Here is a 21,705-nt window from a genome sequence, read left to right on the forward strand (position 1 = left end):
GTGGTCGCGTGGCCTACGCACAGATCGCTCACACTATCGGCCCAGTTCAGCGCCAAGCGACGCCGGTGACAAATCACGGACCGCCGATAACCGGTCAATTGACGGCAAAAGTGATCAGTCACAGATACCGCGTGCCGCCGTGGTCCCCTCATAGGTGGGCGGACGGCTGGCCGACGGGTCGCCGTCCCCGTCCCGGGGCGGCTTGTTGTCGGCCGGGCGGATGTGCTGAGTGACCGACACCGCCTGGTCCTTGCGCAGCAGTTCGAAGAGCTGGTCGGCATCCGGCTGCACCAGCTCGTCCCGGTCCGGGTTGTAGGGATAGGGCCGGCGGGGCACGGTCAGGAACTGCACCCGCTCGGTGGGGATATGGCGCACCGTGCGCACCAGGTCGTACATCTTCTTGAGCGAGTCCAGCCCGGCGTCGGTGGTCAGCGACTTGGTGGCGGCGTCCAGCACCGGATAGAGCCGGGTGGGGTTGAGCAGCACGCCATTGCTGCTCAGCTCCTGGAACAGGGCGCCCAGGAACTCCTGCTGACGGCCCATCCGCTCGGTGTCGCTGCCGTCGCCGATGCTGTAGCGGGCCCGGACGAAGCCCAGCGCCTGCTCCCCGTGCAGGATCTGGCGCCCGGCCGGGAGCCGGAGGTGCGCCTCACGGTCGTCGACGGGCTTGCGCAGGCACACCGGCACCCCGTCCACCGCGTCCACCAGCCGTTTGAAGCTGCTGAAGTCCACCACGATGTGATGGGTGATCCGGATCCGGGTGATGTTCTCCAGGGTGCGGATGGTGCAGGCCGCGCCGGCGAACTCAAAGGCCCAGTTGAACTGGGCGAAGTGCTCATTGGTGTGGCTGCCGTCGGGCCGGCGGCAACTGGGGATGTGCGCCATCAGGTCCCGGGGCAGGCTGACCGCGGTCGCCCGCTGCCGGTCGGCGGAGAGGTGCAGCAGGATGGTGGTGTCCGAGCGCTGGGTGCCGCTGTCCTCGCCGTACTTCGAGTTCTCGGAGCCGGTGCGGCTGTCGGAGCCGATGATCAGGACGTTCTGCGCGCCGGCCACCAGCGCGGTGGGGCGCTGGCGCTCGTACTCGGCCAGCTCCTCGGCGGTCCGGGTGTCGGTGGTGATATTGCCGCTGAGCCGCTCGTAGAGGTACCAGCCCACCCCGGTCAGTACCAGCAGCAGCCCGGCCAGCCCCAGCGCCAGCCAGCGCAGCCAGCGGCGCCCGCGCCGGTGCGCGGGCACCCGGACCGGGCCGGGGGCGATGGGGCGATGGATCACGGCTGAGCGTCCTCCTCCGCATGGACGGGGTACGCCCGATCATCGCGCGGCCGGGGCGGTCCGGCAGCGTCAGAGGGCCGTCACGGTGACGCGCTCGCTCTCCAGGCGCTTGGCCAGGCCGTCCGCCGGCAGCCGGTCCAGGTTGCGGCAGAGCACCACGGACGCGCCCGCGGCCAGCGGGGCGAACAGGCCGGCCGAGAGCCCGTCCCAGTCCTGGTACGGCAGGCCGGACAGCAGCCGGGAGCCGGGCTGGAGGCCCAGCCGGAGCGCGTCCTGGCGGGCCCGGTCGACCAGCTGGGCGCCGGTGAGCTCCAGGCCGCCCACCGTCAGAGCGGGGGCGTCGGGGTCCACCGGGGCGTACGGGGTGAACCGGTCGCCCTGGGAGGGCACCTCCACCGCGTAGTCGGCGAAGCCCTCCGGTGGCTGCGGGAAACGGCCGCCCAGTGGGCGCAGGGCGAGCGCGACGCGCTCCCCGGAACAGGCGCGCGCTGCCTCAAGGGTGTCCGGCCCGCTGACCACCAGGCCGGCGGCGGCCGGATCGCCGTCCACCGCGGCCGCCACCCCGGTGGACGAGCAGGCCAGCAGCCAGACGGCGGTCTGCCAGTGGGCGGGCAGCAGCAGGGCCAGGCGGTCGCCGGGCTCGGCGGCCAGGTCGTCCTGGAGCAGATTGGCGGTTTTCGCCACCCAATTGGCGAAGGTGGCCACGGACAGTTCCACGCGTTCGCCGGTGGCGTCGTCGTAGAAGGTCACCAGGGGGCGGGACGGGTCCGCGGCGAGCGCGGAACGCAGCAGGTCGGCAGGGGTGCGATCGGTGGCGTTCATCGGCGTCAGGGTACGCGGCGCGCCCGGTGACGGTCAGTCGGGCGGGCGGCAGGGGACACGCCCGGCGGCCGACTGGTCATCAGCTTACGAATGGACAGATTTAAGACGGTATGTCCAGGATGCTTGACATGCGCGGAATCCTTGCCACTTCGACCGTCACGGCCTGTGCGGCCGCCCTGACCCTGCCCGGCCTTGCCGCCTCCGGCCATGCCGTCCCCGGCCGTGCCGTCCCGGTCGCCCCGGCCGCCGTGGCGGGGACCGGGGAGCTGCCCGGGTCCACCCAGTCGCTGCCCCTGGTCGCGCTGCCCGCCGGCGGCGGGCGCACCGCGGCCGTGCCGGTGGTGCAGGGGGTGGCCCCGCAGCGGGTCAAGCCCTTCTCGCTGGTCGGCATCGTCTGGGACAACGCCGCCACCGAACTGCGCGGCCGGGCCCAGGTGCGCACCCGGGCGGCGGGCAGCCGCACCTGGTCCGCCTGGCAGGACGTCCAGGTCCAGGACCACGACCGGCCCGACCTGGACAGCCCGGAGGCGCGGAGCGGGCGCAAGGGGGCCACCGCCCCGCTGTGGGTGGGCGCCTCGGACGCCGTGGAGGCGCGGGTCGTCCCCGAGGGCGCCACCCGGGGCATCGCCCGGAGCGCCGCCCTGCCCCGGGGCATGCGGCTGGAACTGGTGGACCCGGGCGGCGGCCCGGCCCGCAAGGGCGGCCGCCGCTCGGCGCCCGGGCCGGACGACCCCGACGGCCAGGCGCGCGACAGCTCCGCCGCCAACGCCCCGCTGGCACCCATGGGCGCCACCGAGATCCCGGCCGGGGACCAGCCGCCCTCGGCCGACGAGGCCGCCGCGATGATCGCGGTGGACGACGACGACCCGGAGCACGCCCCGTCGGAGGCCGGCCCGTCGGCCCAGGAGCCGTCCCCGGAGACCGGGCAGCCGGAGGAGGGGGCCCCGGAGCAGTCCCAGCCGCAGGAGCGGCCCGGACCGCTGCGCCCGGCCGACGAGGACGACTCGGCGACCGCCGCCACCGGCGGGGACCTCGGCGATCCCGACGACCTGGGCGACGACTCGGACGACAGCGACTACTCCGGGTACGCCGCCTCCCGCCCGCGCATCGTCACCCGGGCGGGCTGGGGCGCCGACGAGTCCATCCGGGAGCAGGGCTTTGTCTACAGCAAGTCGGTGAAGGCGGCCTTTGTCCACCACACCGCCTCCGGCAACAGCTACACCTGTGCGCAGGCCCCCTCCGTCATCCGCGGTATCTACCGCTATCACGTGGTCAGCAGCGGCTGGCGGGACATCGGCTACAACTTCCTCGTCGACAAGTGCGGGACCGTCTACGAAGGCCGTGCGGGGGGTGTGGCCAAGCCGGTGCGGGGCGCGCATACGCTCGGTTTCAACACCAACAGCATGGGCATCGCGGTTCTCGGGACGTACAGCAAGACCAAACCGTCCTCCGCCGCGGTGAACGCGGTGGCCCGGCTGACCGCCTGGAAGCTCGGACTGTACGGCGGTAACCCCAAGGGACGCGCCACGCTCACCTCGGCGGGCGGAAACCGCTACAAGAAAGGCAAGAAGGTCAAGCTCAAGGCCATCTCCGGACATCGCGACGGATACAACACCGAATGCCCGGGAGACCGGCTCTACGAAAAGCTGGGCAGCATCCGCAGCACGGCGGCCCGGCTCCAGGGACGCTGACCGGGCGCGGCCGGAACCGTACGTTCTGCATACACTGGCCGCCGTTTAAAAGGCCCGGCCCCCAGCAGGAAGCAGAGACCTCAAGGTGACAGAAGCGATTCTCCTGGTCGGTGGCAAGGGAACCAGGCTGCGGCCGCTCACCGTCAACACGCCCAAGCCAATGGTTCCGGCGGCGGGAGTTCCCTTCCTCACCCACCAGCTGGCCCGGGCCCGGGCGGCCGGTATCGAGCACATCGTGCTGGCCACCTCCTATCTGGCGGAGGTCTTCGAGCCCTACTTCGGCGACGGCTCGGCCCTGGGTCTGCACCTGGAGTACGTCACCGAGCGGGAGCCGCTGGGCACCGGCGGCGCCATCCGCAATGTGGCCTCCCGGCTGACCTCCGGCCCGGATGAGCCGGTGCTGGTCTTCAACGGTGACATCCTCACCGGCCTGGACATCGGAGCGCTGATCGGCACGCACCGGGACAGCGGCGCGGATGTCTCGCTGCACCTGACCCGGGTGGCCGACCCGCGGGCGTACGGGCTGGTGCCCACCGACCCCGACGGCCGGGTCACCGCCTTCCTGGAGAAGCCGCAGACGCCGGAGGAGATCGTCACCGACCAGATCAACGCGGGCGCCTATGTCTTCAACCGCTCGGTGATCGACTCCATCCCGGCCGGCCGCCCGGTCTCGGTGGAGCGGGAGACCTTCCCCGGGCTGCTGGCCGCCGGCGCGCATCTGCACGGCATGGTGGACTCCACCTACTGGCTGGACCTGGGCACCCCGCAGGCCTTTGTCCGTGGCTCCGCCGACCTGGTGCTGGGCCGTGCCCCGTCCCCGGCGGTGCCGGGGCGCTGCGGCGAGCGGCTGGTGCTGGACGGTGCCGAGGTGGCGCCGGACGCCAAGCTGATGGGCGGCACGGTGGTGGGCACCGGCGCCCGGATCGCCCCCGGCGCCCGGGTGGACGGCAGCACCGTGCTGGACGGGGCGGTCATCGAGGCGGGCGCCCAGGTCCGTGACTCGCTGATCGGTGCCGGCGCCCGGATCGGCGCCCGTACCGTGCTGGACGGGGCGGTGATCGGCGACGGCGCGGTGGTGGGCCCCGGCAACGAACTGCGCCTGGGCGCCCGGGTCTGGTGCGGGGCGGAGATTCCGGCCGGCGCCATCCGGTTCTCCTCGGACGAGTAGCCGGCGCGGCGGGACCGGGGGCCGGGCCGGTCATTCCCCTGGATCCCCTGGATCCCCTGGATCTCCTGGATCTCCTGGATCTCCGGCGATCACGATCACCTCGTCCTGCCCGGCCCAGCGGCGGACCGTGTCCTTGTGCGGGTTGACCCGGACCCCATAGCCGGGTCCGGTGGCCGCCCGGACGTGCTCGCGGTAGCCGATGGCGCACTCGCCCCGGCGCCGGGCCGACTCCACCACCGTGCTGAAGGAGGTCTCGCAGCCCGGCCGCAGATAGTGGGCGGCGGGCCGCAGCAGCACCTCGTTGCCGCCCGCCGTGAACAACTCCTCGAACAGGCCGGCCAGTTGGCGGTTCTGGGAGATCTGGGCCATCAGCAGGCCGATCAGCTTGCCGCTGACGATGAAGTCGGCGCCGGGGCTGACCGGGGCGAGTTCCCGGTTGCGGTCGTCGGTCATCTCGGTGACCACCGGCAGCTCCCGCCCGGCCGCCCGCTCCCAGGCGCGCAGCAACAGCAGGGTGACCAGGGTCCGGTCGTCGGGCTCGTCCCGGCCGTCCGGGTCGGGGCCCAGGACGATCACGCTGTCATAGGAGGCGATGTCCAGGGCGTTGACCGTCTCCGGCCGGGTGGGGTCGCCCTGGCGGAAGACCACCGACAGCGCGGGCCCGGCGGCCCGTACCGCCGCGGCCCCGGCCGCCGGTCCGTCGGCGACCACATCCAGCACGGAGCCGGGGGCGGTGCAGCGGCCCAACTGGCGGGCCACCAGCGGGGCGCGCCGGTTCCAGCCCAGGAGCAGGGCCCGTTCGGGCCGGACGGCCAGCGGCGCCCGGGGCACGATCACCGCTTCGTCCACCGGCCTGGCCGGGGCGCGGAGCACGGCGGTGTCATCGTCCTCGGTGATCACCACCAGCAGGTCGTCCGGGGCGAGCACGGTGTCCGGCGGCGGGTTCAGCGCCAGGGTGCCGCCGGCGCGGACCAGGCCCACCGGGCAGGAGGCGGCATACGCCAGCAGGGCCTCGCCGAAGGTACGGCCGGCCAGCGCCGGTTCGCGCACGGTGTAGAACTCGTCGCCCGCGAAGTCCAGCAGCTCCTGGTAGACCAGGGAGAGGCCGGGGCGGCGGGCGCACTGCACGATCAGCCGGGCGGTGATGTCGTCGATCTCCAGCACCACCCCGTCCGGACCGGCCGCCAGGCCGGCGGCCAGCCGGTACCGGCCGTCCCGGACCGCCGCCACCACCCGGGCCCCGCCGTCCTCACCGGCCGTGGCGCCCAGCGCCAGCAGGGTCTTGACCACCTCGGCGTCCCCGGAGGGCTCCTCGCGGGGCAGCACCAGAACGGCGCCGGCGGTCCGCGGGCTCACCCGGAGCAGCACGGCCGGGTCCTTGGTGGACCCGCTGCGGCAGATCAGCCGGGTGGTGCCGGTGGCGCCCACCTTGGTGTGCAGGGCCTCCTCCATGTCCGTCTTGTCGCGGTCGGCCAGGATGGCCACCGCGCCATGCCGCTGGTTGGCATTGGCCTCCACCAGCTCGGACACCACCGTGAACACCTGCTCGGACCAGCCGAGCACCACCACATGACCCTTCTCCAGCACGGTGGAACGGCCCCGGCGCAGGGCGGTGAGCCGCTCGCTGACCCCGGCCGTGATCAGACCGACCAGCGCGGAGACATAGAACAGACCGACCAGGGCGAGCACCACCGTCAGCAGGATCCGCAGCGGCGGCCCGGCCTCACCGCCCAGCCGCAGGGTCTGGCCCGCGCTCTGCCACACCGCGGCCAGCCTGCCCTGGAGGGAGGCGGGCGCCCGGCGGTCCGTCCACACCAGCAGCACGCTCGCGGGAAGGACAACGGCCAGGCAGGCGGCGGCGAGCCAGCCGATCAGGGCGGGGGTGCCGCGGGACATCGTGTTGTCGAACCAGTACCGCGCACGCTCCCGCCACCGAGTCACATCTGAGCCTGCTCGACCGGACCGGCTCGGTAACGTGGCACGACCGCGTTCATCGCATTACGTGAACAATCGCCCAGGTGTGCTGATCCGCGGCCGCCGAGGGCGGCCGCCCGCCAGGGCGGGGATCTCAGCCCACGGCGACGTACCCTTGGCCACCATGCCCACCCGCCGCTCCTGGACCCCGCCCGGTCCCTATGACCTCGCCCGCACCCTGGGGGTGCTGACCCGGGGACCCGGCGACCCCGCGTACCAGGTCATGGACGGCATCTGGCGAGCCACCCGCACGCCCCTCGGGCCGGGCACCCTCCACCTGGCGGCGCGCGACGGCCGGATCGAGGCCGAGGCCTGGGGCCCCGGTGCCGACTGGCTGCTCGACCGCCTCCCCGCCCTCCTGGGCGCCGAGGACGAGCCCGCCGCGTTCACCCCCCGGCACCGTCTCGTCCACGAGGCCCACCGCAGACATCCGGGCCTGCGCCTGGTCCGCACCGGCCTGGTCCTGGAGTCCCTGATCCCCTCGGTCCTGGAGCAGAAGGTCACCAGCGACGAGGCGTACCGCGCCTGGCGCCTGCTGCTGCAGGGGCACGGCGAGCCCGCGCCCGGCCCGGCCGGCAGCCCGGCCGCCCGGATGCGGGTGATGCCGGACCCGCGCGGCTGGGCGCTGATCCCGTCCTGGGAGTGGCACCGGGCCGGGGTGGACGCCAAGCGCTCGGCGACCATCCTGCGCGCCGCGCGGGTCGCGGGCCGCCTGGAGGAGGCGGCCGCCATGGACGCCCCCGAGGCCGCCGCCCGGCTGCGGGCCGTCCCCGGCATCGGCCCGTGGACGGCCGCCGAGACGCTGCAGCGCAGCAATGGCCCGGCGGACGCGGTGACGGTCGGCGACCTGCATCTGCCACGGATCGTGGGATACGCGCTGACCGGTGACCGGAACACGGATGACGAGCGGATGCTGGAGCTGCTGGAGCCGTATGCGGGGCAGCGGTACCGGGCCTGCCGGTACATCCTGCTGAGCGGGGCACGGCCGCCCCGGCGGGCGCCGCGTTTCGCGGTCCGCGACTTCGCGGGGATCTAGGCCTTGATTCAGGCCGCCCCTGCGGGGCGGCTCGCCCCACCCGTGACCGTTGTCCGCGTGCGGAAGCCCTCCCGTGGACGGTTGCCCGCCGCCGGCGTCAGCGGATCGTGACGAACGCCGTGACCGTCGTCCGCCTGCGGAAGGTCTCCCGCAGGCAGAGAGCCCCGCCGGTGTCAGCGGACCGTGATGAACGCATCAACCGGCCGTTCAGGACGGGGAGTTGGTGCCACCGCCGGCCGCCCCACGGCCACCGCCCCCATGGGATCCCAGGACTCCGGCAGGCCGAGCACCTCCCGGACCACCTCCCGGCAGAACATCGTGGACGACACCCATGCCGACCCCAGCCGCTCCCCGGCCAGCGCGACCAGGAAGTTCTGCACCGCCGCCCCGGCCGCCACCACGAACATCTCCCGCTCGGCCGTGCTCCGCCGGGCGTCCGGGTAGTCATGCGATCCATCCATGACCAGGCAGGGCACCACCAGGTACGGCGCCCTGCGCAGGACGTCCCCGCGGCGCACCCGCCGGGCCACGCTCTCCTCGGAGCGGCCGTCCGCCCGCAGGTCCGCGATCCATGCCTCCCGCATGGCGTCCAGCAGCCGGGTCCGGGACTCCTCCGACTCCAGCAGTACAAACCGCCAGGGCGTGGTGTGGTGCGGCGCGGGCGCCGTCACCGCGGCGGCCACCGCACGGCGCACGGCCCCCGGGTCGACCGGATCGTCGGTGAACTCCCGTACCGTGCGCCGGAATCCGAGGGCCTCCCGGATCGCCTCCGAGGTGCCCAGCCGGAACATGTCGTCCGCGGCCCCCCGTACCAGCGCCCGCGCCCCCTCGGCGTCCCCGTCCACCACATGCGGCAGCCCGCGCACCACCGCCACCGGCAGTCCGCCCGCCTTGCCCTTCACCAGGTCGCCCGCGGCGGCGAGTTCATCGGCGGTGGCCACCACCGTGGCCACCAGCGGGTTGCCCTGGGCGTCGGTGCCGCCGCGCAGATCGTCCAGGACCTTCACGCCGGCCGCGCCGATCGCCATGTCGGTCAGCCCGCTGCGCCAGGGCCGCCCGGAGGTGTCGGTGATCAGGACACCGACATCCACTCCCAGCGTCTCCTTCAGGCCCGCCCGCAGCGCCCGGGCCGTGGCGTCCGGGTCCTCGGGCAGCAACAGCACCGTCCCGGCCGTGGTGTTGGAGGCGTCCACCCCGGCCGCGGCCATCACCAGCCCCAGCCGGTTCTCCACGATGCGCAGGGTGCCGCGCCGGGCCACCAGCCGTACCGTTTCCGCGTCGATGGCGGCCTCGCGGTCCTCGGCCCGCAGGATCCGGCCCTCCGCCTTGCTGACGATCTTCGAGGTGACCACCAGCACATCGCCGTCCGCCAGCCCGGGCAGCCCCTCGGCGGTGGCCGCACCGGCGATCAGCTTGGTGAGGTCGTCGCCCGGGCGCACCTCGGGGATGCCGGGCAGCGCCCACACCCGGTAGGCGGGGACCGCCGTCATGCGCGTACCTCCTCGGCCAGGGCCAGCGCCTCGGCGGCCATCGCGGCGGTGGCCTCGGTGTCGGTCATCATCAGCGGCACCGCCCGGCAGCGGATGCCCGCCGCCTCGACCTCGGCCACCGCCGTGGCGTCGACGGTGTCCACCAGCCAGCCGTCGAGCAGATCCGGACCGTAGTGCCGGGCCACGGCCGCCGCGGTGGCCTCCACGCCGACCGCCGCCAGCACCTTGTCCGCCATGCCCCGTACGGGCGCGCCGCCGACTATCGGGGACAGCCCCACCACCGGCGCCCCGGCGTCCGCCACCGCTTCCCGGATCCCCGGCACGCCCAGGATGGTGCCCACGCTGACCACCGGGTTGGAGGGCGGGAAGAGGATCACATCCGCGGCCGCCACGGCCTCCAGCACGCCGGGCGCCGGCTTGGCCTGTTCGGCGCCGACCGGCACGATGGCATGCGCCGCCACCGAGGCACGCAGCCGCACCCAGTACTCCTGGAAGTGCACCGCCTTGCGGGTGCCGTCGGGGCCGTCGATCAGCACATGGGTCTCGACGCGGTCGTCGGACATCGGCAGCAGCCGCACGCCGGGCTGCCACCGCCGGCACAGTGCCTCGGTGACGGCGCTGAGCGGATAGCCCGCGGCCATCATCTGGGTGCGGACGATATGGGTGGCGAAGTCGCGGTCGCCGAGCCCGAACCACTCCGGCCCCACCCCGTACGCGGCCAACTCCTCCTTGACCGCGAAGGTTTCACCGGTCCGGCCCCAGCCCTGTTCCTCGTGGATGCCCCCGCCGAGGGTGTACATCACGGTGTCCAGGTCCGGACAGACCTTCAGGCCGAAGAGGTGGATGTCATCGCCGGTGTTGCCGATGACGGTGATCTCCGCGTCGGGGACCGCTGACTTGAGGCCACGAAGGAAGCGGGCGCCCCCGATTCCACCGGCCAGAACCACAATGCGCTGCATGGGAGTCAGTCTGTCAGCCCGAAGGGCTGCCATTGCGGGGGGTCCTGAGCGGACTTGTCGAAGTCCAGTGCGGTTCCGCGCTCCGTAAGGGGCGTGGGGCGGCAGCGTCATGCGGCTCCGCCGCGTGGGCGCGACCAGCCGCGGATCACCCGCAGCCGAAGTACCGCAATTCCAGCGGAGCGCTCAGCCGCCGACGGCCACCGCCTGGGCGCACTGCGGCCGGTGCAGCGGCATCTCGGTCAGGCCGGGGAAGTAGACATGCAGGCTGACCGCCGGTTCCAGGGAGTCGTTGACCACCTCATGGGCGTAGCCGGGCGCGAACACCCGCTGTGCGCCCGGCGTCAGCCGGCGCCGCACCGCGCGCCCGCCGTCCTGGTGCCGCTCGGTGAGCGCGCCGTCCAGCACGGTGAGCACCCCGGAGGACGGGCCGTGGTCATGCAGCCCGCTGCCCTGTCCGGGCACCCAGCTGAGCAGCCACACCTCATAGCCGGGCCCGGTGCGCAGCCGGTGGTACCAGCGGCTGACCGCGTCATAGCGGACCAGGTGTGCCCAGCTCGCCCGGTCGGCGGCGATGGCCCGGGCCAGCCCGGCGCACTCGGCGACGGTGGCGGGGTGGGCGGCGGGCGGTGGCATCAGGTGGGGGAGGGCAAGCGGGTCGCCGGCGATCTGGACGTCGCTGTTCATATACGGATTCCTCGACGGGAAGCGAAAAGGGGACGCAAGGCAAAGGAGGGGGTGCGCGCGAACGCCTCGCCCGGGCCGGTCGGGCCCGAAGGTAAGGAGGCGGGGTCAGCCGGAGCTCGTCGGCATCAACAGCTGGAACAGCGACAGCGAGCCTGGACAGCACAACGCGACCCGTAGGCACGGGTCAGGCAGAGGTGCGAGGTCGCTGGCATGCAGACAAGGAGACCTGGGACGGACGCGTCATGTCAACCGGATGTCCGTTTTGGTGGAATCTTTCACCTCATCCAGTGGGCCAGGTCACCGGAGGGTTTTGCGTCGGGTCTGCTGGGCAGCCGCCGACGGACGAACCGCCGGGCGCTGCAACTGCATCAAGGGTCGCGGCGTCCTTCCCTTCACCGGGGGTAACTGGGACGCCTGTGGCGAGCGAGAGAAGTGTCCATTCTTGTGGTGATTTGGCAACTTTCTGCTCGTCCTTGGTTCCGCAGAGTGAATAAGGGGCTCAATAGCAGATCCCGGCTTGACTGGCCCGGATCGGCGCACTTGTAATTTCACTCGTGTCTTTCTGCCGTACCTGTTCACGGCAGCATCACAGGGACGCAATGACAGACGAGGGGCGCACATGACCGAGCTGTTTCAGCAACTGCTGGTCGAGGAGGCGGACGAGGAGCTCGGCTGGCAGGAGCGCGCGTTGTGCGCCCAGACCGATCCCGAGTCCTTCTTCCCGGAAAAGGGCGGATCCACCAGAGAGGCGAAGAAGGTCTGCCTCGCCTGTGAAGTCCGTTCGGAATGCCTTGAGTACGCCCTCGCCAACGACGAACGCTTCGGTATCTGGGGCGGTTTGTCCGAGCGCGAGCGCCGCCGGCTGAAGAAGGCCGCGGTCTGACGCCGGGGACGGGACCAGCCCGTCCAGCGGTTCCCGGCACCAGCACAGCAGCAGCACCGCACCAGCACGCACATCCACGGTCCGCCTCCCGCGCCCCGCACTCTGGGAGGCGGACCGTCGTGTTGGCAGCCACTAGTCTGGGGTGCCGTCCGAGACATGCCCCCGGGTGTGTACCGCAGTCCAGCACCGCCAGTCCGCCGGGGCGTCCCCCGGGCGGCTGCTCCCGGCCGGAGGGCCCGTACGCCGATGTCCGTGCACAGCAATACGACGCACAGCAATACGACGGCCCACTACCCGGCCACCGACCCCCTCGACGCCACCGCCCCCGCCTTCCCCCGGCATGTGGTCACCGCCGTACTGGTCGCCCATGACGGCGCCCGCTGGCTGCCCCGGGCGCTGGACGGACTGCTCGGCCAGGAACGGCCGGTCCAGCGGGTGGTGGCCGCCGACACCGGCAGCACCGACGACTCCGCCCGGCTGCTCGCCGAAGCGCTGGGCGACCAGCGGGTGCTGCACCTGGCCCGCCGGGCCGGCTTCGGCACCGCCGTCGAGGAGGCGGTGCGCGCCACCCCCGCGCCCACCGAGGACGACCTGCCCTATCTGCGGACCCCCAGTGGCTGGGACCCCGTCAGCCGCACCTGGACCGAGGACTCCTACGAGCAGCGGGACCAGGAGCCCGTCCAGTGGCTGTGGCTGCTGCACGACGACTGCGCCCCCGAACCCGGCGCCCTGCACGAACTGCTGCGGGCGGCCGAGGCCGAGATCACCGCCGGCCGGCCCGCCGCCGTCATCGGCCCCAAGCTGCGCAGCTGGTACGACCACAGACAGCTGCTGGAGGTCGGCGTCTCCATCGCCCGCGGCGGCCGCCGCTGGACCGGCCTGGACCGCCGCGAACAGGACCAGGGCCAGCACGACCAGGTACGCACCGTGCTGGCGGTGTCCACCGCCGGCATGCTCATCCGCCGCGATGTCTACCAGCAGCTCGGCGGCTTCGACGGCCGGCTGCCGCTGATGCGCGACGATGTGGACCTGTGCTGGCGCGCCCACACCGCCGGCCACCGGGTCCTGGTGGCACCCGACGCCGTGCTGCGGCACGCCGAGGCCGCCTCCCGGGAACGCCGCCCGGTGGACTGCGCCGGCCGCCGCAAGGTCTCCCCGCACCGGGTCGACAAGGCCGGCGCCGTGCACACCCTGCTCGCCAACTCCCGTGGCCGGGCGCTGCCTTATGTCCTGCTGCGGATCGTGCTGGGCACCCTGCTGCGCACCCTGGGTTACCTGGTGGGCAAGGCGCCCGGCCAGGCGCTGGACGAGATCACCGGCCTGGTCTCGGTGCTGCTGCGCCCCGGCCGCGTCAGCGCCGCCCGCAAACGGCGCGGCCCGAGCGCCGTCACCCCGGCGGAGCTGCGGCCGCTCTTCCCACCCCCCGGCGCCACCCTGCGGGTCACCGTGGAACAACTGGCCGCCGGCTTCGGCGGCCGCGCGGACGCCGAAACCTCCTCGGCCGGACGGCATGGCGCGGTGGAGTCCGGCCCCGGCGGCGACGACGCCGACTTCCTGGAGATCGAACAGTTCGCCAGGGTCCGGCGCATCGCCCGCAAACCCGCGCCCATGCTCTTCCTCCTGCTGCTGCTGGTCTCCGCCATCGCCTGCCGCGGCCTGTACGGCGGCGGCGCGCTCTCCGGCGGCGCCCTGCTGCCGGTGCCCGACCACCTCGGCGAGCTCTGGGGCCGGTACGCCGACGGCTGGCACCCGGTGGGTACCGGAAGCACCGGCGGGGCGCCGCCCTATCTGGCGCTGCTGTCCGCGCTGGCCGGTCTCCTCCTGGGCTCCACCGGCCTCACCCTGAGCCTGCTGCTGGTCTGCTCGGTGCCGCTGGCCGGACTGAGCGCCTACTTCGCCTCCCGGCCGCTGGTCGACTCCCGGCTGCTGCGCGCCTGGGGCGCCGTCACCTACGCCTTCCTGCCCGCCGTCACCGGCGCCCTGGCCACCGGCCGGCTGGGCACCGCGGTGCTCGCCGTCCTGCTGCCGCTGATGGCCCGTACCGCGGTGGCCGCCGGCGGACTGCGTCACCCGGACGGCCGCCGGTCCTGGCGCGCCTGCTGGGCCTACGCCCTGCTGCTCACCGTCACCACCGCCTTCACCCCCGTGGTCTGGCCGCTCGCCCTGCTCCTGGGCCTGGGCACCCTGGTGCTGCACACGGTGCGCGGCGGCGCGGCCCGGCTGGCCGCGCACGGCCCGGCGCTGCTGGTGATCACCGGCACCCCGGTGCTGCTGCTGGCGCCCTGGTCGCTGGGGCTGTTCACACACCCCGGCCGCTTCCTCACCGAGGCCGGCGCCGCCTATGGCCAGGGCACCTCCGCCCCGCTGGGCCTGCTCACCGCCGACCCGGGGGGGCCCAAGAACTTCGGCGCGGTGCTGCTGCTCGGCCTGGTGCTGGCCGCGCTGGCCGCCCTGCTGCGCGCCGACCGGCCGCTGGCCGTACGCACCGCCTGGGCCGCCGCGCTGGCCGGGCTGCTCTGCGCGGTCCTGCTCAACCACGACCACTGGGCCGGCGCCGCCACCCTGGTCTACGCCCTGGCCCTGATCGCCGCCGCGCTGGTGGGCGCCGAGGGCGCCCGGGAGCGGGTGGCCGCGCTCAGCTTCGGCTGGCGGCAGCCGGTCGCGGGTCTGATCGCGGTCGCCGCGGTGGCCGCGCCGCTGGTGGCCGCGGCGGGCTGGGCGGTGTCCGGCGCCGGCGGACCGCTGCAGCGCCGCGACCCCGCCCAGGTGCCCGCCTTTGTCGCCGAGGAGGCCGGCACCCGGGACCAGGCCCGCACCCTGGTGCTGGACGGGGACACGGCCCATGTCCGTTACGCCCTGGTGCGCGGCTCCGGGGTACGCCTGGGCGACGCCGAAACCGCCGACGGCCTGCGCGATCGCGGACTGGACTCCGCCGTGGCCGGCCTGGTGGCCGGCTCCGGCGCCGACCAGGCGGCCCGGCTGGGCGGCTACGCGGTGGGCTATGTCCTGGTCCGGGACAGCGCGGACAAGGCGATCGGCCAGGCCCTGGACGCCACCCCCGGCCTCACCCGGCTCAGCCAGGAGAGCCACAGCTCGCTGTGGCGGCTGGACCGCAAGGCCGCCCGGCTGACGATCGTCAGCGACAAGGCGGACCCGGTGCCGGTGGCGGCCGGGCCGGTGAACGCCCGTACCACCATCCCGGACGGCCCCGAGGGGCGGGTGCTGCGCCTGGCCGACCAGGCCGCGCCCGGCTGGCAGGCCACCCTCAACGGGCACGCCCTCAAGCGCACCACCGTCGACGGCTGGGCCCAGGGCTTCCAACTCCCGGCCGGCGGCGGAAAGTTGTCGCTGGGCTACCAGGACTCCACGGCGCACACCGGCTGGCTGTGGACCCAGGGCCTGCTCGCCCTGGTCCTGGTGGTGCTGGCGCTGCCGGGCCGGCGGCGCGAGATGGACGACGACCTGCCGGAGCCCGAGCCGGTGGCCCCGGTGCCCGCCCAGGACACCGCCGGTGAGGGCCGCCGGGCCCGCCGGCTGCGCGCCGCCGCCCAGCAACAGCCGGAGACCGCCGAACCCGCCCCGGCCGCCGCGCCCCTGACGGACCCGGAGCCGGCCGGTCCCTACGCCGAGCCCTATGCGCAGCAGCAGCCCTCGGCCGACCCCTATGAACAGCCCTCGGCCGACCCCTATGCCGCGCTGCCCCACCAGCAGCCGTACGCCCCGGAGTACACCCCGGACGCCACCTGGGCCGGCGAGCCCGCACAGCCCCAGGCGTACCCCGGCTACCAGCCGTACCAGGAGGCCCCGTACGGGTATGACACCGGCTATTCGCAGCAGGCCGCGTACCCCCATGACCCCCATGACCCGTACGCCACCGCCGCCTACCCGGAGGCGATGGTCTACGACCCCTACGGCTACGGTCAGCAGCCCCAGGGCCCGGGCCATGGGGACGGCCGGACGCACCGCGACGGAAGCGAGCAGCAGTGAAGCGCACCACCCTCTCCCTGTTCGCGGCCGCCGCGGCGCTGGCCGCCGTCGCCGGTACGGCCACTCTTGACGCGCCGTCCGGCAAGCGTGTGACGGCCTCTCATACGGCGCCCGGACGGCTGCCGGTGCAGCAGTCCGCCCTGCTGTGCCCGGCCCCGTCCGCCTCCGATGTGGCGGACACCACCTACACCTCCTTCACCCCGGCCGGGCAGAGCACCAAAAAGGGCTCCGCCACGCTCGTCCCGGCGGCCGGCGCCAAGAAGGCCGGTTCGGGCGGCAAGCCGGTGCTGGCGCCGCAACAGCCCGGCCGGACCTACACCGCCGGCACCGACAGCGCCGACGCCCCCGCCCTGATCGGCACCGCCGACGGAGCGCTGGCCCCCGGCTGGACGGTGCAGCAGACCACAGTGATCAGCGCCGGCATCGGGCGCGGCCTGCACGGCCTGACCTGCACGGCGCCCGGCACCTCCTTCTGGTTCCCGGGCGCCGGCATCGCCAAGGGGCGCCAGGACTATGTCCACCTGGTCAACCCGGACAACGCCCCGGCCGTGGTCGACCTGGAGCTCTACGGCAAGGACGGCCAGCTCAAGGCCCCGTCCGGCGAGGGCATCACGGTGCCGCCGCGGGCCACCGTGCCGGTGCTGCTCTCCGCGCTGGCCGACGGCCCCGCCGACAGCCTCACCGTGCACGCCGTGGCCCGCTCCGGCCGGGTGGCCGCCGCGCTGCAGACCGCCGACGAGAAGTCCGGCGGCGACTGGCTGCCGCCCACCGCCGACGCCGCCCGCCGGCTGGTGCTGCCCGGCATCCCGGCGGATGCCACCGCGGTCCGGTTGGTGGTCTTCGCGCCCGGCTCCGAGGACAGCGACATCAAGCTGCGGCTGGCCGGAGCCGGCGGTTCCATCACCCCGGCCGGCCATGAGTCGCTGCACATCAAGAGCGGGATGACGACCGTCGCCGAACTGGGCGGCCTCACCAAGGGCGAGGCCGGTTCGCTGCTGCTGAGCGCGGATGACGCCGGCGGGCCGGTGGTGGCCGCGCTCCGGGTGACCCGGGGCAAGGACGACAAGCAGGAGACCGCCTGGATCCCGGCCACCGCGCCCATCGAGATCCGCGGCACGGTGGCGGACAACCGCCCCAAGGGCACCACCCTGTCCCTGACCGCCCCCGGCGAAGCGGCGGAGGTGAAGGTCACCGCGACCGGTGAGGGCGGCGCGGCGGCCAAGAGCTACACCGTCAAGGCCGGTGCCACGCTGGCCGTCGAACCGCCGCAGCCCGCCGGCGGCAAGGGGCCCTACGCGCTGACCGTGGAGAAGGTCTCCGGCGGACCGCTCTATGCCGCGCGGACGCTGGCGCTGCCCAAGGACGGCATCCCCATGTTCACCATCCAGCCGGTGCCGGACGACCGTTCCACGGTGGCCGTCCCGGCCGCGAGCCCGGATCTGTCCGTCCTCGGACGCTGAACGGGGACCCGGACGCCGAAGGGGGCTGCCGGGGGCGGCCGGTCAGTCCTGGCCGTAGCGGGGATCCACCGACTCCGGGGCCAGCCCCAGGAGTTCGGCGACCTGCTCCACCACGACCTCGTGCACCAGCAGGGCGCGCTCGTCCCGGTTCTTGGAGCGGATCTCCACCGGGCGCCGGTAGACCACGATCCGGTCCGGGTGGTCGCCGTGCGCGGCCTGGTACCGGCCCAGCGGGACCGACTCACCGTCCAGGAGGTCCAGGTCAAGGCCGGCGCCGTTCTCCCCGCCCGGCTCCGGCACCTCGCGCACCACGAACTCCACGCCCGCCAGCTGCGGCCAGCGCCGCTCCAGGCGCTCCGCGGAGTCCCGCACCAGATCGACGAACGCCTCCGCCCGGCTGACCGACAGCGGCACCTGGGGCGGTGCGACCGGGCCGCGCATACCGCGGCCATGGCGGTCGCGGCGACGCGGCCGGGGCTCGGCGGGACCGGGGCTTTCCCCGGCACCGGCCGGGGGAGGTACGGGGCTCTCCATCACCTCCGAGAGTATCCGCCACCCGGCGGTGTGCACGCGGTAGCCGCGCATCTCATCGCATGTCGCCCAATGAGCGTTCTGGTCGCCCTTGCGATCGGTTAAAGCCACCTCCCGGATCGGGGCGCGCATGCCGAATGCCACTATGGATACCGACTGATGACGGTCCGGCCATGCCACCGAACCCCGCCCACCGGCTCTCCTCGCAGGTCAACCGGGCGGCCCAACGGCGGCGTCCACCGGACGAACCGGTACGACACGGAGGAGTGAGCCAGGGGTGAGTCATCGCGGCCCGCTCAAGAGTGCGGTACCGTCCCACCTCGTGAGCCCTGTACGTCGCTGTTCGCGCACCGCGTGCGGCCGCCCGGCCGTCGCGACACTGACGTACGTCTACGCCGACTCGACCGCCGTTCTCGGCCCGCTCGCCACCTATGCCGAACCCCACTGCTACGACCTGTGCGCCGAGCACTCGGAGCGGCTGACCGCCCCCCGCGGCTGGGATGTGGTGCGGCTGGCCATGGAGTCCGGCCCCGCCCGCCCCAGCGGTGACGACCTGGAAGCACTGGCCAACGCCGTGCGTGAGGCGGCCCGCCCGCCGGAGCGTGCCACCGGCACCGGCCCGGCCGTCGTCGCCGCCCCCTCCGGCCGCGAGGACAACCCCATGGAGGTCGCCCGCCGAGGCCACCTCAGAGTGCTGCGCTCACCGGACTCCTGACATCCCGTCCCTCTGACACCCCGTGGGTTCGCCCGCCGTCCGCGGCCACTTCCGCTCCCCGATACCCGTCCGACGTCCGGATTGTCGGTCCCGCCAGGTAGGTTGGTGCCCCTGTACCGGCTCCAGGAGGGGTTGACCGTGGCTGATCTGTCGCAGCTTGTGAAGGCGTACGACGTACGTGGTGTGGTCCCCGACCAGTGGGACGAGGCGCTGGCCGAACTGTTCGGTGCCGCCTTCGCCCAGGTGACCGGTGCCGACGCCATCGTCATCGGCCATGACATGCGCCCCTCCTCGCCCGGCCTGTCCAGGGCCTTCGCCCGTGGCGCCGCCGCCCGTGGCGTGGACGTCACCGAGATCGGCCTCTGCTCCACCGACCAGCTCTACTTCGCCAGCGGCCACCTCGGCCTGCCCGGCGCCATGTTCACCGCCAGCCACAACCCCGCCCAGTACAACGGCATCAAGATGTGCCGCGCCGGCGCCGCCCCGGTCGGCCAGGACACCGGCCTGTCCGAGATCCGCGCCCTGGTCGAGGAGTGGTGCGAGTTCGGTGCCCCCGTCCCGGCCGCCGTGCCCGGCACCGTCAGCCAGCGGGACGTCCTCGCCGACTACGCCGCCTACCTGCGCAAGCTGGTCGACCTCGGCGGCATCCGGCGACTGAAGGTGGCGGTCGACGCGGGCAACGGCATGGGCGGACACACCGTCCCCACCGTCTTCGACGGCCTGCCCATCGACCTGGTCCCCCTCTACTTCGAGCTGGACGGCACCTTCCCCAACCACGAGGCCAACCCGCTCGACCCCAAGAACCTGGTCGACCTGCAGGCCAAGGTCCGCGAGACCCGGGCCGACATCGGCCTGGCCTTCGACGGCGACGCCGACCGCTGCTTTGTGATCGACGAGAACGGCGACCCCGTCTCGCCCTCCGCCATCACCGCCCTGGTCGCCGCCCGGGAACTGGCCAAGCACCCCGGCGGCACCGTCATCCACAACCTGATCACCTCCTGGTCGGTGCCCGAGGTGGTCCGTGAGCAGGGCGGCAACCCGGTGCGCACCCGGGTGGGCCACTCCTTCATCAAGGAGGAGATGGCCCGTACCGGCGCCATCTTCGGCGGCGAGCACTCCGCCCACTACTACTTCCGCGACTTCTGGAACGCCGACACCGGCATGCTGGCCGCCCTCCATGTGCTCGCGGCGCTCGGCGGCCAGGCCGAGCCGCTGTCCGCGCTGGTCCGCCAGTACGACCGGTACGCCGCCTCCGGCGAGATCAACAGCACCGTCGCCGACCAGGCCGGCCGGCTGGCCGCCATCAAGACCGCCTACCAGGACCGCGAGGGCGTCCAACTGGACGAACTGGACGGCCTCACCGTCTCCACCGCCGACTGGTGGTTCAACCTCCGCCCCTCCAACACCGAGCCGCTGCTGCGGCTGAATGTGGAGGCCCGCGAGGAGGCCGCCGTGCGCCGGGTGCGCGACGAGGTGCTGGCCATCGTCCGCGCCTGACGCGCCAGGCCGCCCAGCCCCCGGCCCGGCGGGTACGCTGACCGCGCAAGACCAAAGCCCTCGGCAAGACCCTCGCAAGACCCTCGAAGGGAAAGACCCATGCCGCTCGACGCCGGCCTGCTGGAGATCCTCGCCTGCCCGGAGTGCCACGCACCGCTGAGCGAGACGGCGGCAGCCGAGGGCGATGCCACCGAGCTGGTCTGCCAGGGCCAGAGCTGCGGCCTGGCCTACCCGGTCCGCGACGGCATCCCGGTGCTCCTGGTCGACGAGGCCCGGCGCCCGCAGTAGGGCCCAGCCGGCCGGCGAACCGTGAACCGAGTCCATGGCGATCGGAGTTGATCCACCGTGTTCGACGAGTCCCTCCTCGATGACCCCGACGCCCTCTCCCGCGCGGACCTGCACGGTCTGCTGCGGGGCGCGGCCGAATCCGGCGCCCGGGTACGCACCGCCATGCGCAACGCGGACGAGGCGGGCGTCGGCACCCTGACCCCGGACGGCCGCCCGCGCGCCGTCCTGGTCGCCGGCCCGGGCCCGGCCGCCGGCTCCGCCGCCGACCTGCTGGGCGCCCTGGCCGACGGCAGCTGCCCGGTGGCCTTTATCCGCCCCTCCGGCGTGGCCCCCGCCCCCGGCGCCCTGCGCTGGACCCTGCCCGGCTGGACCGGACCGCTGGACCTGCTGCTGGTCGCCAGCCCGGACGGCACCGAGCCGGGTCTGGGCCTGCTCATCGAACAGGCATACCGCCGGGGCTGCTCGGTGGTCTCGGTCAGCCCGGCCGGCACCCCGCTCGCCGAAGCCACCGCCCAGGCCCGCGGCCTGGCCATCCCGCTCACCACCACCTGGTACGAGAACGCGACGGCCGGCGGCGAGCGCGGCGCGGACACCGAGCAGGCCGCCCGGGTGCTGCCCACCGGGCCGGGCACCCTCTGGTCGCTGCTCACCCCGCTGCTGGCGCTCGCCGACCGCATCGGCCTGCTCGGCGCCCCCGGCGTCTCCCTGGACACCCTGGCCGACCGGCTGGACCAGCTCGCCGAACGCTGCGGCCCGGCCATCGCCACCTACAGCAACCCGGCCAAGACCCTGGCCGCCGAGCTGGCCGACACCCTCCCGCTGATCTGGACCGAGGGCGAACTGGCCGCCGCCGTGGGCCGCCGCTTCGCCACCGTGCTGGCCGCGCTGGCCGGCCGCCCGGCGCTGCCCGCCGAACTGCCCGAGGCACTCACCGCGCACAGCACCCTGCTGGCCGGGGCCCTGGCCGCCGGCGCCGACCCCGAGGACTTCTTCCGGGACCGGGTCGAGGAGCCCGAGGCCCTGCACGCCCGGGTGGTGCTGCTCCGTGAGCAGGCCCCTACTGTCACCTCACCCGCGGCCGCCGCCCGCGACCTGGCCCTGCACCGCGACACCCCGGTCAGCGAACTGGAGGCGGCCGAGGGCAGCAGCCCGCTGGAGACCGCCGCCGAACTGCTGGCCGTCACCGACTTCGCCGCCGTCTACCTGGCCCTCGCGGGCACCCCGTAGCGGACGTACCAAACCCGTAGG

General features: G+C 73.9%; 17 protein-coding genes. 10 read left to right on the top strand and 7 right to left on the bottom strand.

The window, feature by feature from the left end:
- Positions 1 to 114 precede the first annotated feature (114 nt).
- Positions 115 to 1,272, bottom strand: a complete 1,158-nt coding sequence (locus tag ACIHFE_RS13720) for an LCP family protein (protein WP_400106037.1) — start codon at positions 1,270 to 1,272, stop codon at positions 115 to 117.
- A gap of 69 nt (positions 1,273 to 1,341) precedes the next feature.
- Entirely contained in the window at positions 1,342 to 2,094 is a 753-nt protein-coding gene (locus ACIHFE_RS13725) for a TIGR03089 family protein (protein WP_400106038.1), read from the bottom strand.
- Between the two features lie 128 nt (positions 2,095 to 2,222).
- On the opposite strand from ACIHFE_RS13725, the gene ACIHFE_RS13730 reads away from it, so the two are divergent.
- Positions 2,223 to 3,785, top strand: coding sequence for an N-acetylmuramoyl-L-alanine amidase (locus ACIHFE_RS13730; protein WP_400106039.1), 1,563 nt, complete (start codon positions 2,223 to 2,225; stop codon positions 3,783 to 3,785).
- Between the two features lie 85 nt (positions 3,786 to 3,870).
- A complete protein-coding gene (locus ACIHFE_RS13735) occupies positions 3,871 to 4,953 on the top strand; it encodes a sugar phosphate nucleotidyltransferase (RefSeq protein WP_400106040.1) in 1,083 nt (360 codons plus the stop codon).
- Positions 4,954 to 4,983: 30 nt separating this feature from the next.
- On the opposite strand, the gene ACIHFE_RS13740 is transcribed toward ACIHFE_RS13735, so the two are convergent.
- Positions 4,984 to 6,849: an NAD-binding lipoprotein gene (locus ACIHFE_RS13740; RefSeq protein WP_400106080.1), complete on the bottom strand. Its 1,866-nt coding sequence runs from the start codon at positions 6,847 to 6,849 to the stop codon at positions 4,984 to 4,986.
- Between the two features lie 202 nt (positions 6,850 to 7,051).
- Between ACIHFE_RS13740 and ACIHFE_RS13745 the strand changes: the two genes are divergently transcribed.
- On the top strand, positions 7,052 to 7,963 hold the full coding sequence (locus ACIHFE_RS13745) for a DNA-3-methyladenine glycosylase family protein (protein WP_400106041.1): 912 nt from the start codon (positions 7,052 to 7,054) through the stop codon (positions 7,961 to 7,963).
- Between the two features lie 173 nt (positions 7,964 to 8,136).
- Here the strand turns inward: ACIHFE_RS13745 and ACIHFE_RS13750 are convergent, their stop codons facing one another.
- From ACIHFE_RS13750 to ACIHFE_RS13760, 3 genes are all read right to left on the bottom strand, one after another.
- The gene (locus tag ACIHFE_RS13750; protein ID WP_400106042.1) at positions 8,137 to 9,453 is read right to left on the bottom strand and encodes a coenzyme F420-0:L-glutamate ligase; all 1,317 of its coding nucleotides are present in this window, start codon (positions 9,451 to 9,453) and stop codon (positions 8,137 to 8,139) included.
- Entirely contained in the window at positions 9,450 to 10,400 is a 951-nt protein-coding gene (cofD, locus tag ACIHFE_RS13755; RefSeq protein ID WP_400106081.1) for a 2-phospho-L-lactate transferase, read from the bottom strand. The genes ACIHFE_RS13750 and cofD overlap by 4 nt, the downstream gene beginning before the upstream one ends.
- 195 nt (positions 10,401 to 10,595) lie before the next feature.
- Entirely contained in the window at positions 10,596 to 11,096 is a 501-nt protein-coding gene (locus ACIHFE_RS13760; protein WP_400106043.1) for a cysteine dioxygenase, read from the bottom strand.
- Positions 11,097 to 11,715: 619 nt separating this feature from the next.
- Here ACIHFE_RS13760 and ACIHFE_RS13765 point away from each other — a divergent pair.
- From ACIHFE_RS13765 to ACIHFE_RS13775, 3 genes are all read left to right on the top strand, one after another.
- Entirely contained in the window at positions 11,716 to 11,979 is a 264-nt protein-coding gene (locus ACIHFE_RS13765; protein ID WP_004952403.1) for a WhiB family transcriptional regulator, read from the top strand.
- 246 nt (positions 11,980 to 12,225) lie between these two features.
- Positions 12,226 to 15,966 carry a glycosyltransferase gene (locus tag ACIHFE_RS13770; RefSeq protein ID WP_400106044.1) on the top strand — a complete coding sequence of 1,247 codons (3,741 nt, stop codon included), beginning with the start codon at positions 12,226 to 12,228 and terminating at the stop codon, positions 15,964 to 15,966.
- Complete coding sequence (locus ACIHFE_RS13775) at positions 15,963 to 17,426, top strand: DUF5719 family protein (RefSeq protein WP_400106045.1); 1,464 nt, start codon at positions 15,963 to 15,965, stop codon at positions 17,424 to 17,426. The genes ACIHFE_RS13770 and ACIHFE_RS13775 overlap by 4 nt, the downstream gene beginning before the upstream one ends.
- Before the next feature lie 42 nt (positions 17,427 to 17,468).
- On the opposite strand, the gene ACIHFE_RS13780 is transcribed toward ACIHFE_RS13775, so the two are convergent.
- The gene (locus ACIHFE_RS13780) at positions 17,469 to 17,960 is read right to left on the bottom strand and encodes a metallopeptidase family protein (protein ID WP_400106082.1); all 492 of its coding nucleotides are present in this window, start codon (positions 17,958 to 17,960) and stop codon (positions 17,469 to 17,471) included.
- Between the two features lie 274 nt (positions 17,961 to 18,234).
- Between ACIHFE_RS13780 and ACIHFE_RS13785 the strand changes: the two genes are divergently transcribed.
- From ACIHFE_RS13785 to ACIHFE_RS13800, 4 genes are all read left to right on the top strand, one after another.
- Complete coding sequence (locus tag ACIHFE_RS13785) at positions 18,235 to 18,672, top strand: DUF3499 domain-containing protein (protein WP_400106046.1); 438 nt, start codon at positions 18,235 to 18,237, stop codon at positions 18,670 to 18,672.
- A 138-nt stretch (positions 18,673 to 18,810) separates the two neighbouring features.
- Entirely contained in the window at positions 18,811 to 20,169 is a 1,359-nt protein-coding gene (locus ACIHFE_RS13790) for a phosphomannomutase/phosphoglucomutase (RefSeq protein ID WP_400106047.1), read from the top strand.
- A 99-nt stretch (positions 20,170 to 20,268) separates the two neighbouring features.
- A complete protein-coding gene (locus tag ACIHFE_RS13795) occupies positions 20,269 to 20,457 on the top strand; it encodes a Trm112 family protein (RefSeq protein WP_400106048.1) in 189 nt (62 codons plus the stop codon).
- Positions 20,458 to 20,514: 57 nt separating this feature from the next.
- The gene (locus ACIHFE_RS13800) at positions 20,515 to 21,684 is read left to right on the top strand and encodes an SIS domain-containing protein (protein WP_400106049.1); all 1,170 of its coding nucleotides are present in this window, start codon (positions 20,515 to 20,517) and stop codon (positions 21,682 to 21,684) included.
- Positions 21,685 to 21,705: the final 21 nt, after the last annotated feature.

The sequence above is a fragment of the Streptomyces sp. NPDC052396 genome (genome assembly GCF_044593195.1).
In the GTDB taxonomy this organism is placed as follows: Bacteria; Actinomycetota; Actinomycetes; order Streptomycetales; family Streptomycetaceae; genus Streptomyces.